Annotated in this window: 10 protein-coding genes; 2 read left to right on the top strand and 8 right to left on the bottom strand. The window is 51.9% G+C overall.

Annotated features, from left to right (window positions below; translation table 11 throughout):
* Window positions 1–10: 10 nt before the first annotated feature.
* The 5 genes from tkt to MUU46_RS22240 form a co-directional block, all read right to left on the bottom strand.
* On the bottom strand, window positions 11–2,008 hold the full coding sequence (gene tkt / locus MUU46_RS22260) for a transketolase (protein ID WP_159756624.1): 1,998 nt from the start codon (window positions 2,006–2,008) through the stop codon (window positions 11–13).
* 50 nt (window positions 2,009–2,058) lie between these two features.
* Window positions 2,059–3,576: a glucose-specific PTS transporter subunit IIBC gene (ptsG, locus tag MUU46_RS22255; protein ID WP_159756627.1), complete on the bottom strand. Its 1,518-nt coding sequence runs from the start codon at window positions 3,574–3,576 to the stop codon at window positions 2,059–2,061.
* 44 nt (window positions 3,577–3,620) lie between these two features.
* Window positions 3,621–4,178 carry a 6-phospho-3-hexuloisomerase gene (gene hxlB / locus MUU46_RS22250; protein ID WP_258966747.1) on the bottom strand — a complete coding sequence of 186 codons (558 nt, stop codon included), beginning with the start codon at window positions 4,176–4,178 and terminating at the stop codon, window positions 3,621–3,623.
* 638 nt (window positions 4,179–4,816) lie between these two features.
* Complete coding sequence (locus tag MUU46_RS22245; RefSeq protein ID WP_159756633.1) at window positions 4,817–6,091, bottom strand: Glu/Leu/Phe/Val family dehydrogenase; 1,275 nt, start codon at window positions 6,089–6,091, stop codon at window positions 4,817–4,819.
* Between the two features lie 327 nt (window positions 6,092–6,418).
* Window positions 6,419–7,039, bottom strand: a complete 621-nt coding sequence (locus tag MUU46_RS22240) for a class I SAM-dependent methyltransferase (RefSeq protein WP_258966746.1) — start codon at window positions 7,037–7,039, stop codon at window positions 6,419–6,421.
* 118 nt (window positions 7,040–7,157) lie between these two features.
* Between MUU46_RS22240 and MUU46_RS22235 the strand changes: the two genes are divergently transcribed.
* Window positions 7,158–7,595, top strand: a complete 438-nt coding sequence (locus MUU46_RS22235; protein WP_159756639.1) for an RrF2 family transcriptional regulator — start codon at window positions 7,158–7,160, stop codon at window positions 7,593–7,595.
* Here MUU46_RS22235 and MUU46_RS22230 read toward each other — a convergent pair whose 3' ends face one another.
* From MUU46_RS22230 to fhuE, 3 genes are all read right to left on the bottom strand, one after another.
* Complete coding sequence (locus MUU46_RS22230; protein WP_258966745.1) at window positions 7,596–8,234, bottom strand: TetR/AcrR family transcriptional regulator; 639 nt, start codon at window positions 8,232–8,234, stop codon at window positions 7,596–7,598. It lies immediately after the preceding gene.
* Between the two features lie 14 nt (window positions 8,235–8,248).
* On the bottom strand, window positions 8,249–9,448 hold the full coding sequence (locus MUU46_RS22225; RefSeq protein WP_374685027.1) for a TCR/Tet family MFS transporter: 1,200 nt from the start codon (window positions 9,446–9,448) through the stop codon (window positions 8,249–8,251).
* Between the two features lie 177 nt (window positions 9,449–9,625).
* Window positions 9,626–11,797, bottom strand: coding sequence for a ferric-rhodotorulic acid/ferric-coprogen receptor FhuE (gene fhuE / locus MUU46_RS22220; protein ID WP_258966743.1), 2,172 nt, complete (start codon window positions 11,795–11,797; stop codon window positions 9,626–9,628).
* A 308-nt stretch (window positions 11,798–12,105) separates the two neighbouring features.
* On the opposite strand from fhuE, the gene MUU46_RS22215 reads away from it, so the two are divergent.
* Complete coding sequence (locus MUU46_RS22215) at window positions 12,106–13,161, top strand: YncE family protein (protein ID WP_258966742.1); 1,056 nt, start codon at window positions 12,106–12,108, stop codon at window positions 13,159–13,161.
* The last annotated feature ends 8 nt before the right edge of the window (window positions 13,162–13,169 follow it).

The following is a 13,169-nucleotide window of genomic DNA, read 5'->3' as shown; positions in this document are numbered from 1 at the left end:
TCACTACATCTTAGCTCTGTAGCAATGCTCTGGCCTGTTCCAGTACGTTGTCTTTTGTAAAGCCAAAGTGGTCAAACAGGATCCCTGCCGGGGCAGACTCGCCAAACGTGGTCATCCCGATAACGTTACCGTCCAGACCCGTATAACGCTGCCAGAAACCGGCAATGCTGGCTTCAACTGCCAGACGCTTACGGACATCTTTAGGCAGAACCGTTTCCTGCCAGGCCTCATCCTGCTTATCAAAGCGCTCAGTACATGGCATTGACACCACACGCACCTGGCGGCCTTCCTGACGCAGAGTCTTCGCGGCGCTTACAACCAGCTCAATCTCAGAACCGGCAGAGATCAAGATCAGCTCTGGTTTTCCTTCGCAATCGCTGAGGATATATCCGCCACGCGCAATTTCTTCAAGCTGTGTTGCGGTGCGAGGTTGCTGCTCAAGAGGCTGACGAGTGAGCACCAGTGCTGATGGCCCGTCCTTACGTTCAACAGCCTGCTGCCAGGCAACTGAAACTTCGACCTGGTCACAACCACGCCATGTCTCCATATTTGGCGTCAGGCGCAACGAAGCCAGCTGTTCAACAGGCTGATGCGTTGGTCCATCTTCCCCCAGACCAATCGTGTCGTGTGTATAGACGAAGACTGAGCGGATTTTCATCAGCGCTGCCATACGCACCGCATTGCGGGCATATTCCATGAACATCAGGAACGTGCCACCGTAAGGGATGAATCCACCATGCAGCGCCAGGCCATTCATGATCGCTGACATACCGAATTCACGCACACCGTAGGAAATATAATTACCCTCCGGATGTTCGGCCGTGAAATCGACGGAATTCTGGAAACGCGTCAGGTTTGAAGGGGAGAGGTCAGCAGAACCGCCCATCAGCTCAGGCAGCATATTACCGAAATGATTCAGGCATTTCTGACTGACCTGACGTGTGGCAAGTGCCGCCGGATGAGCTTGAAGGTTGAGAATATATTTCTTCATATCCTCTTCCCAGCCCGTCGGCAGGTCACCTTTCATTCGGCGAACAAACTCACTGGCTAATTCAGGCCATTCTTTACTGTAGGCTGCGAATAATTCTTCCCACTGCTTCTGGTCAGCAGAACCTTTCGCGGTTGCATCCCACGCATCATAAATGGCAGCGGGGATTTCAAACGGCGCATATGGCCATTCCAGACGCTCACGGACCAGCGCAACTTCATCAGCGCCTAAAGCGGAACCATGACATTCATGGCTATCGGCTTTATTAGGTGAACCAAAGCCAATGATGGTTTTGCAGCATAACAGGCTGGGTTTATCGGTAACGGCTTTCGCTTCACGCACGGCTGCATCGACAGCGTCTGGATTATGACCATCGATTCCCTCAATGACATGCCAGCCATAGGCGCGGAAGCGAGCAGCAGTATCTTCTGAGAACCAGCCTTCAACATGACCATCAATAGAAATACCGTTATCATCCCAGACGGCGATAAGGTTGCCGAGTTTCAGCGTTCCGGCCAGACCGCAGACTTCGTGTGAAATCCCTTCCATCAGGCATCCGTCCCCAAGGAACAGCCAGGTATGGTGGTCAACGATGTCAAAGCCGGGCTTATTGAACTGAGCCGCAAGCGCTTTTTCTGCAATCGCCATCCCTACGGCATTTGCCACACCCTGGCCCAGCGGGCCTGTAGTCGTTTCAACGCCAGGTGTATACCCGTACTCCGGATGGCCTGGTGTGCGGGAGTGCAGCTGGCGGAAGTCACGAATATCATCCATGGTGACGTCATAGCCGGTGAGATGGAGCAGGGAGTAGAGCAACATAGAGCCATGACCGTTTGACTGAACGTAACGGTCACGGTTAAACCATTGCGGGTCTTTTGGGTTATGGCGTAAATGATGACGCCAGACAACTTCGGCGATATCTGCCATTCCCATAGGTGCACCCGGGTGACCCGAATTCGCTTTCTGAATGGCATCAACACTCAGCATACGGATGGCATTTGCCAGTAATTGTGGTTTCATATTTTAACTCTCTTTGTATAGCGGGCTGTTACCAGCCCGGTATGAACGAATTATTTGGTACAGGCAGGTGTTAGCGCAGGCTCAGTGGTCTGGCGGGGCTTTCCCATTACCGCTTTAATTTCGTCACGGAGAATTTGAGACTTGCCACCAAAGATGACCTGAACACCACCATCCCCCAGTTTCACCAGCCCGGCGGCACCCAGTTCTTTCAGGCGCTTATCCTGGACTTTTGAATCATCCACCAGTGCCAGGCGAAGACGGGTAGCGCAGGCATCGACATCTTCAATATTTTCGAACCCACCGACTGCAGCAACAATTTCGTAAGGCCTGTCTTCACGGCTAAGATTGAGTTCAATAGCGACTTCTTCATCTTCACGCCCTGGTGTTTTAAGGTTCAGCTTACGAATTAATACGCGGAAGACAGTGTAATAAATTGCCGCATAGCCCATCCCGGCAACAATAACCAGGAACCATGGCGTACGGTTGGGTAATACACCATTGAGCACGAAATCAATTAACCCACCGGCAAACGGATGGCCAATGTGTACGTTCAGAACGTGCATCAGCACAAATGAAGTGGCATATAAGAAGATGTGAATAATATAAAGAACCGGCGCTGCAAACAGGAAGGAGTATTCCAGCGGCTCGGTGATGCCTGTAACGAAACTTGTCAGCGCCGCGGATAATAGCAGTCCCTTAATTAACGCCTTACGCTCAGGTTTCGCTTCTTGATACATCGCCAGTGCGGCAGCGGGTAAAGCAAACATCATGATAGGGAAACGACCGGTCATGAAGAGACCCGCAGTCAATGGAACACCATCGCGCAACTGTGCAAAGAACACAGGAATGTCGCCAGTGACCAGTTGACCTGACTTTGTTATGTACTCACCAAAGTTGTAATAAAACGGCACGTTCCAGATATGGTGCAGACCGAATGGGATCAGGGAACGTTCGCCGACGGCGTAAATAAACGCAGCGAAGTTTGCGTTGTGGCCGCTCGTCACCAGCGTTGATAACTCAGCCAGCCCTTTCTGTACCGGGATCCAGAGCCATGGCAGGATATAACCCACAATAATGGCCGCTACAGCCGTAATAATCGGTACGAAACGTTTCCCGCCAAAGAAGCCCAGGAACTGAGGTAGTTCGATGTTGTGAAAACGCTTATAAAGCATGTACACAAAGATGGCGACAATAAGCCCGCCAAAGACCCCGGTCTGAAGCGTAGGAACACCCAGGATCAGGGCATAATCACCATTACTTGCTGCCACCGATTCAGGTGTGATCCCCAGTTTTGTGCCCATCGTGGCATTCAGGATCATGTAACTGGTGATAGCGGACAGGGACGATGAACCGTCGCCGGTCAGGCCAATAACAATACCCACACAGAACAGAAGCGGGAGGTTAGCAAAGATAATACCCCCGCAGTTTGCAAGCAGTTCAATATGGAATGATGTACCGATAGCAAGAATTAATCCGGCTGCGGGTAAGATAGCAATAGGCAGCATCAGAGCAGAAGAAAATTTCTGAAGCTTTTTAAAATTAAACAGTGATGTGATTTTGCTGCTCATTTTACTCTCCTGTAGGGTCAGAGCAAATTATTGAAAATATTGTTTTATTCAAGAGTCGCATGACGCCGGAATAAGTCTTCCTCTGGAGAGCCACTTTCTGATGCCATTTTCATTATCAGTGCATCGGAAATAATAAGTAGCGCCTGTTCATAAAGAGAGGCCATCGGCTGAGAAGAGCAGAAAGATGATTGTTTCTGATTTTTAGAAGGGGCATTAATCTGAACGGTCACATCACAAAATTCAGTGATCGTTGACTGTCTGTTGGTTGTCAGTACGGCAACCTTACCGCCCAACTGGCGCGCCTTTTTAGCAAGGGCGATTAACTGGGCTGTTTCGCCAGAGGCCGATGAAACGATAAACAAATCACCGGCACCAAAATTGGGAGTGATGGTTTCAGTCAGGAAATACACTTCTTTCCCCATGTGCATAAGGCGCATGGTGAATGCTTTCATTGAAAATCCAGCGCGGCCCAGCCCATAGCAGAACACCTTCTTGCTGCTTTGCACGGCAGCAATGAGTTTAGCGCAATCCTCTTCCTGAAGTGACTCTTTAACAACATCTAACTCATTGATTATTTTTGATATGAATGCTTTGGTTTCCATTTCCACGCCTCATGAAATAAATTTCGTGATGACAATGTGCCATGAAATATTATTTCCTTCCACTGTTGGAGTGAATTGTGTGCATTTGCTCACAGTTTACATACAGTGATTTTATAACTATTTGATTAATCGATATTTTATTAAGATTGGCGTGGCGGGTGTTAGCGTGAAGGAAATTTCATGGCAACAAAATGGACAGGGAGGAGCCAGAGTGCTTTTGCAGTCAAATAGTTATAGGCCGCATGTTTATTCTTCAGTAAACGGTTTTTTCCCTCTCGCTGGCACCTATGTGTACGCGACGTAAATACGCCCGCGTATGCTGTCAACATTGCAGTTCATCGCGACACCTGCTGCGCAGACGCTCAGCAATGCGCTGGACACCATCAGGGAAATGTACCGTAAACAATTTCGTTACGTTGCGGTGATATCTGGCTAAAAGGAACGCGCCGCTAGATGGCATGCTTCCTCATCCAAACATTACGGAGATACTGGAAGAAGTGGGCATAGCTGTTGGAAACGATTGTTGAACGTTTAGAGGATTTTCAGCACGAGGATATTGCGCAGTTTTGCGAAAAGTATCGCTGATTGCGTAAGCGAAATGACGGTGAGCCGACGGCCGGCTCACCGTTTATCAGGCCTTAGCCTGGATAGATACCACGATCTTTACGCGCCAGTAGAATGCGTTCACAGGCGACGATGTACGCGGCGGTACGCAGGGAGCAGGATTTTTCAGCGGCCTTTTCCCAGACGTGAACCATCGCGTCGGTCATGATTTTATCCATGCGCGCGTTAATTTCTTCTTCGCTCCAGAAGAAACTCGCCATGTCCTGAACCCATTCAAAGTAACTGACGGTGACACCACCGGCGTTACAGATAACGTCCGGCACCACGATAATGCCACGGTTGGCAAGCATATCGTCGGCATCCGGATAGGTCGGGCCGTTCGCGCCTTCGAGGATCAGTTTACATTTCAACCCTTCCGCGCGGTGACGGGTAATCTGACCTTCCAGCGCTGCCGGGATCAGAATGTCCATCTCAACGTCCCAAAATGCTTCGCTGGCGATGGTTTCAGCGCCCGGGAAACCGGCGATCTGTTTGTGTTCAATCTGCCAGGCGGTGAGGGCGTTCATGTCGATGCCCATCGCATTGAACAGCGTGGCAGTGTGGTCCTGAATTGCTACCACGCGGGCACCCGATACGGCAAACAGGCGAGCCGCTTCGCTGCCGACGTTACCGAAACCTTGCACCGCAACGCGAGCGCCTTCCACTGGAATGTTTGCCCGGCGCGCCACTTCACGGCCGCTGATCCACACGCCACGGCCGGTCGCTTTTTCACGTCCGAGAGAGCCGCCAAGGTGAATCGGTTTGCCGGTTACGACGCCGGTAATGGTGCTGCCGTGATTCATGGAGTAGGTATCCATCATCCACGCCATCACTTTGCCGTTGGTGCCTACGTCTGGGGCTGGAATGTCTTTTTGCGGACCGATAATAATGCCGATTTCGCTGGTATAGCGACGGGTCAGACGCTCAAGTTCGCCTTCAGACAGGGCAAACGGGTCAACGCGAATGCCGCCTTTTGCGCCGCCGTAAGGCAGGTTCAGCGCCGCACATTTGATGGTCATCCAGGCAGACAGCGCCATAACTTCGTTCAGATCCACATCCGGGTGGTAGCGGACACCGCCTTTACCCGGGCCGCGGGAGAGGTTGTGCTGCACCCGATAACCTTCGAAATGACGGATGGTGCCATCGTCCATCTGTACTGGAATATCGACAATCAGCGCACGTTTCGGATGACGAAGGGTATCCACCCAACGGGTCAGCTCGCCCAGGTAGGGCGCAACGCGCTCGATTTGTTGCAGGTAGGTATTCCAGGCAGATGTGTTGCTATCTGAAGCGTAAGATAACTTATCCATGATGAACCTTAAGTATTGTAAGTAATATGTTCTTAATTAACCGTGGTCCATAGCGTTACCGACTATGTGAGTATAAATTTAACACTTTTTTAAAATTTAGCATCAGACGAAGCGCAGGAATGAGAGAGTGTGGAAGTAATTTTTAACAGCAGATTTGAATAAATATCCAAATGGAAAAGGCGTCATAGCGGCTTTTGAAGCCTAAAATCATTCACTTTAAGTGCATAATAAACGAAATCATCTATTTTCCAGAAGTATGACGCGCCTCTAAAAGTAAATATAATGATAATTAACTGTGTTGACTTTGTATCTTGCCGGTATTGGTACTCAGGACCGCTTCAGAACCAGCACGGTATCCAGAATTTCTCCGTTTTCGCCATTTGGCCCCGTCGCCAGCCGTTCAATATTTCCGACAAAAATGGACTGCCATGCATCGTCGTCTAACTGCAGTTCAGCCCGGGCTTCATCAGGGGTGGGGAAGGGGGACAGCCGATGATCCGACCACGAAGCCGCCGAGCCGTGAGAGGTAATCAGCAGCACACCGCCGCGTGCAACAAGGGCTGCAGCCTTTTGCAAAACCGTCTGGCGACCAAAATCGACGGGCGATTCGAGGAACGACGCTGTAACCAGATCATATTCTCCTTCAGGAAACGTCAGCGATAGATCATGCTGTTCGAAGCAAATGCTATCTTCAACGTTATTTCGACGGGCATTGTCGGCGGCATAGGCGAGAGCTTGTTTAGCAATATCAACGGCGGTGACCCGCCAGCCGCATTTCGCGAGCCAGACGGAATCGTCGCCCCGACCGCAGCCTAGTTCAAGGGCCCGACCCGGGGAAAGATCTTCGGTAAAGCGCACTAGCATGGCGCCCGGTTTGCCATTCGAAACCGGTGAGATGTTTGCGTAGCGATCGTCCCAGAATTGGGAAGACGTGGGTGATGAGCTCATGGTTTTCTCCTGAAGAGGGATGTGATTTCATGTAACTTATGAAATCACATGACTTATCGCCTTGTCAATCTCATGTAACATTGTAAGATACATGAAATCGTTTATCACGGAGTCATCAATGCGTCAGGATAATAAGCTGTCACGAATGCTGCATGTGCTGCTGCACATGGCCAGATACAACGACGCGTTCACCTCAGAGCAAATCGCACATATGCTCGGAAGCAATAGCGCCGTCGTCAGACGCACGCTTGCAGGGCTGCGGGATGCGGGTTTTGTGGCGTCCGAGAAGGGGCATCACGGCGGTTGGCGTATTGCGAAAGACCTCAATGAAATAACACTACTGGATATATATCAGGGGGTCGGGGTAAAACAGCTTTTTGCCATTGGCAGCGGGGATGAACATCCGAATTGCGCGGTCGAAGCCGCTGTAAATGAAGAGCTGGGAAGCGTGTTGGCAGAAGCGGAACAAAAACTGTTGGCGAAATTTGCAGATATCACGCTGGCGAACCTGGCCGAGCGCTTTGATAAACGCGCCTCGGCGGGTTCGGAAGGCTAATCAGGCGTAAGGCATTCCGGCTAACGCCGCGTTGAGCCCGAAGGCACCTTTATCAACAAGCTCCAGAAACGTGGCTGCGGCCCGGGTAGCGTCTAAAGATTGCGCAAATTCCTCATGGGCACTGATGAGTGCCGTGCTCCAGCAGGCCAGTTGTAGCGCAGCTGCAAGCCTCGCATCTGCATCTACGTCTTCACGCCCCGCACTGTGCGCAAGCTCGGCGGCCACGCCGTTTGCCACTTCATCCCGAATTGCTCTGGCCCGCGCTTTTAGCGTGTCACTGCCTTTAATGATTGCAATGAACCCTTGGCTGGCGTCGGAAAACTGCAAGAAAGGGCGATCTTCAGCAATCAGCCGATGGGCCAACAGGCGTAATGATTCGATGGGGGATTCAGCGTCATTGCGCTGACGCAGCGCGTCGGCCACCGTTTGGCGAATCTCATCGTCACGGTCAAAAAACATATCTTCTTTGCGGGGAAAATGGTTAAACACTGTCATCCTTCCGACGTCTGCCGCCGATGCGATCTCATCAATGGTGACGTTATCAAACCCTTTTTCTGCAAACAGTCCGGTCGCGGCGTAAGAGATATTGCGGCGCGTTTCCAGACGCTTTCTGGCACGACGGTCGATCACTTCAGACATGGTTTCTCCTTTAATTACGCAGCATCAGTGGATTCAGCGGCAACGTTTTTACGCGTACCCAGAATAATTAACGGCACCGCGATCGCGTACACCACAACCACAGACAGCCAGATGGCACCTGGCCAGCTTTGCTGTACGACAAAATAGAATGACGAAAAGCCGAGCGGGGCGATAATCGACGCCAGGCTGATAGCTGATCCCAGTACGCCCTGGAACTGACCCTGACGATCCGCATCGACCTGCCGGGTGGCGAGCGCCTGTAACGCCGGAGCACCCATTCCGCCCAGCGCAAACAGCGGCATTATCGCGAACACCACCCAGCCTTCACGGGTAAAGGCCAGGATCAGCAGCGCACAGCAGGAGCAGGCAACGCCCAGCAGAACCGCGCCCCGTTCACCCAAAAGACGGGTCGCCGGGCCGGGTAAAAACGCCTGTACCAGCGTCTGACATACGCCAAACGCGCCGAGCGACAGGCCAATCCACATGCCGTTCCAGGCGAAAGTGTCTGAACCCCACAGCGCCCAACAGGTACCGTACACTTCACCGGTGGCGCTAAGAATGAAGAAGACCAGCACCAGCGGCATCAGCTTTTTCATTGAGAACACCCAACGCAGCGGTTGGAGAGGATTAAGCGCGGAAAGTTTCAGTGAACGATGCGCCGGAACGCGCGATTCTGGCAATAAAAACAGCGCCATCAGCAGGTTACAGGTGTTGAGTACTGCGGCCACCAGAAACGGCAGGCGAATCCAGGTATCTCCCAGCACGCCGCCTAATACCGGGCCAATAATAAAGCCGATGCCAAACATGGCGTTGAACAGACCAAAACGGCGCGCGCGCTGTTCAGGTTTTGAAATATCGGTGATGTAGGCGGTGGCGACGGAAATGTTAGCGCTGGTCAGCCCGGCAATCGCACGGCCAACAAACAGCATCCAAAGATGAGGCGCGAACGCCATCACGATATAGTTGATAGCCGCACCGGCAAGGGAGATGAGCAGCACCGGTCGACGACCAATGTTATCGCTTAACGCGCCCAGCATCGGGGCGAAAATAAACTGCATCGCGGCATACAGCGCCGTCATGATGCCAATATACGGTGCGATGTGGGTGGTGTTCGCCACGTCTTCCAGCAGCCGTGGAAGAATAGGGAAGATAAGACCAATGCCCACCGCATCGAGACAGATTGTTGTGAAGATAACAATCAGGGATTTATTCATCGTGATTCTCTGAAAGGGAAAATAGTGTACCGAACACAAAAGTATACCGAGTACATATTGAGTCTGCGCGATCGCCGAAGAGTTGTCAACGACGCCAACGGAAAGGAGTATGATCGAACAGGCGAGAGCGGCTTAAGACTGCAAAAAGAAGCCCCGGCGAGCGCCGGGGCGAGAACATCAGAATGTATACCCTACGTTCACTGAGACATTCCGCGGTTCGCCGTATACCGCCGAGTCACCAAGCCAGCTGTAATAGCTGCGGTCGAAGAGGTTGTTAACATTAGCCTGAACGGCGACCTGTTTGTTGACCTGATATCGGGCAAACAGGCTCGCCAGCGGGAAGCTTCCCTGATAAATACGCTGCGTTTCGCCGTCCGGACCGACTGCATCCTGGAAGGTTTTATTCTGCCAGGTCATCCCGCCGCCGATGGTCAGGTCTGCAAGCGTGGGCACCTGATAACGGGTGAACAGCTTGAAGGTGGTCTGCGGCATATTGCTGTTAAACCGGCCTTCCGAATCCCGCGCGACGTACCGCGTCGCGCCGAACGTCATCTGCAAGTTATCCGTCAGCGCGCCGTTTAATTCAAATTCCGCACCTTTGCTGACGGCGCCTTTCGCCGGACGGTAGGCCTGCTCGCTGCCGCCATTCACAAATTCACCTTCCACTTCCTGCCCGACGTTTTCTTGTTCGATGCGGAAAATCGCGAAAGTAGCCGTCAGGCTGCCGTTGAACCAGTCGGATTTGAGCCCCGTTTCGTAGTTTTTCCCGGTAATCGGTGAAAGATACTGGCCGCTTGAGTCGCGTTTGGTTTGCGGCTGGAAGATAGAGGTGTAACTGGCATACGCCGACCAGGTGTCATCGATGTCATACACCAGACCGCCGTACGGCGTAATGTTGTTTTTGCTCATGTCACCGCTGCTGCCGATGGTGCTCCATTGGGTGTAACGCGCACCCACGATCAGCGAAAGCGGATCGGCGAGAGACAGGCGGGCTGCGGTGTAAGCCGATTTCTGCCTTACGATGTCATCGGCGTTCTGATACCAGTCACCCCATTGCGGATCGATCACATTGCCGGTCCAGCCATTGTTGAAGATACCCATTTGTTCGCTATCCAACGGGCCATCGGCGCTGAAAGTCGAATTATGCTGACGGCTGTAACTCACGCCAGCCACCAGCTGATGCTGACGACCCAGCAGTTCAAACGGGCCGCTGGCGTAGGTGTCAATGGAGTCCAGATGGCGTTCGCCGCGGTCTTTACTGCCAAAACCGGTGGTCCCTTCGCCGGTGATTTCGTCCGGGTTGCCCATCACATAAAGCAGCTTGTCGTTAAACGTTTGCTCCGCGTGTGTACCGTTCACGCGGAAGATCCAGCCGTTGTCGAAGGTGTGAGTCAGATTGGCAAAGACTTTGCGCGAATTCAGGTTATATCGCGTCCAGTCGGCGGCACTGTTCAGGCTGCGATCGTAATCGGTACGCTTGCCGTTGCTGTACCACGTTGGCAGACCACCCCAGGTCGGGTTATCGGTGTTGCTTTCCTGATAGTCATAACCCAATGAGAGCAGCGTACTGTCGGTTACGTCGGCATCAATAACGCCGTACAAGAATTTTTTGGTCTTATGGTACCTGTCGAGCCAGCCGTCCTGATCCTGATAACCGGCAATCACGCGGGCACGCACGGAACCTTCCTGATTGAGCGGGGCAGAGAGATCGGCCACGTAGCGCTGATCGTTCCAGCTGCCGTAGCTGGCGCTCAGATTGCCGGTAAATGTTTTGCTGTCGGCATGTTTGCGTACCATATTCACCGACGCCGCCGGGCTTCCGGCACCTGTCATCAAGCCCGTTGCACCGCGAACCACTTCTATTCTGTCATAAATCGCCGTATCAGATGCCGCATCACCGTAGTTCCATACGTCGCTAACGGAGGTGGGGATATCGTCATAGGTGTAATTACTGATTTCAAATCCGCGTGAGAAGTAGGTCGAGCGCTCGCTGTCCACCACCTGCGCAGAAATACCGGTGGTGTTCGTCAGGACATCGCCGACATTTTCCAGATCCTGATCCTTCATACGTTGCTCGGTGATCACACTGAAAGACTGCGGCAAATCACGCGGTGCAAGCTGCATTTTGGTGCCCGCATGGGTCGATTTCACATTGTAATCATGCGTTTCGTCGTTGTCCGCACCGCTGCTGCCTTCGACGATCATCGTTTGTTCGCTCTCAGGACTGGCAGAAAGCGCCTGAGGTGAATAGAGCAGGGCATGGATAGCTGACGCGAGCAGTGAAACGGTCATTAAATTTTTGCCAGACGTGCGGCGGCCGCAGCTGGCTTCCTTGCAGATAAAAAACATAAAGATTCCTGTCAGAATTATTGTTATGTGAAGCGCTGTCGTTTCTATGGATGCCCAGGCTCTCATGGCCCGGTGCGTGAAATGCGGAGAACGACTTAATAAGAATGGTAATAATAATTATTTGCTTTTGCGTCGTCGCGCAAGAGTTTAACTCCATGTGTAACAATTTGTGAATTCAGAGTCGCCTGATAACCCTGCTTTTCAATGGGTTTACAGAAATAACGCAAATGCTTATGATTCTCATTAATATAAAAACCACACCGATTTTCCCATTTTGGGCAGGGTTCTTTCCTTTTACGGAGTTTCAGATGCTATTTCCCTTCACGCAGTACAAAACAACACTCGCCCTCGCGTTAACCGCGGCTTTCAGCTTGTCGACCTTTAACGCTCAGGCACAGACTGCGGTGCCGGGTGTGTCGGAAAAGGTGGTGGGTGATGGACTGTATGAAATGGTGTATTTGCCAGAAGCAAAGGCCCTGTACGTCGCCAGTGCACAGGGTTTTAAAGATGTAAACGGCGGGGCGTTATACCGTCTTGACCCGGCTACGCTGAAAAAAACCGGTGAGACCTTTACCGATTACAAAAACTTCGGCATGACGATGGATCCTGGCGGGAAGGTGTTTTACACCACCAACACGCTAGACGGCGGGGTATCGAAAGTGGATGCCGAAAGCGGAAAAGTGCTGCAACGACTGATGTTTGAAGGCAAAGACAAAGACGGCGACCCGGTGGGGGCGCGAGAAATCTTCTGGCACAACGGCATGCTGTTTATCGGCGGCGTCGCGGACCCAGGTTTTATTTCGGTCGTCGACGCAAACACCATGACGCTAAAACATCGGATCGAAAATGCCGGCAAATGGGTCACTGGTATTATCTATTCCCCGGTCACTCAGCGTATCTATGCGGCTAACGGGGGCGGTGAAATTCTCATGATCAATCCGGAAACCTACAAAATAGAACAGCGCTGGACACCTGGCGATGGGAAAACGTATTTGTTCCTGAACATGGCGGAAGACGCCAAAACCGGTCGGCTGTTCGTGACTGATGATTCAAAAGCCAAAGTGACGCTGGTCATTGATGAACGGACTGGCAAGGTGCTTAAACGTATTGAAGGTGACGCGTTAGGGATTAAATTTAATGATAAGCGCAACGAAATTTATATCAGCCAGCGTGAGTCGAAGAAAGTACTGCAGCTTGACGCCACCAGTTATGCAGTGAAACACAGTTGGTCTTTTGACAGCCATCCAAATAGCCTGCTTATCTCGCCGGATGGACAGTCGCTGTATGTAACGGTCAAGCAGGAATTTAATGAAGACAACACCACCAAAGGCCCGGATAGCGTGGTTCGTATTGCACTGAACTGAGCCTGTTG

Origin of the sequence: Scandinavium tedordense, from assembly GCF_024764965.1 — a bacterium.
In the GTDB taxonomy this organism is placed as follows: domain Bacteria; phylum Pseudomonadota; class Gammaproteobacteria; order Enterobacterales; family Enterobacteriaceae; genus Scandinavium; species Scandinavium tedordense.
Note: the sequence above shows the minus strand (reverse complement) of the source record. Positions and strands in the feature narration are given on the sequence as shown.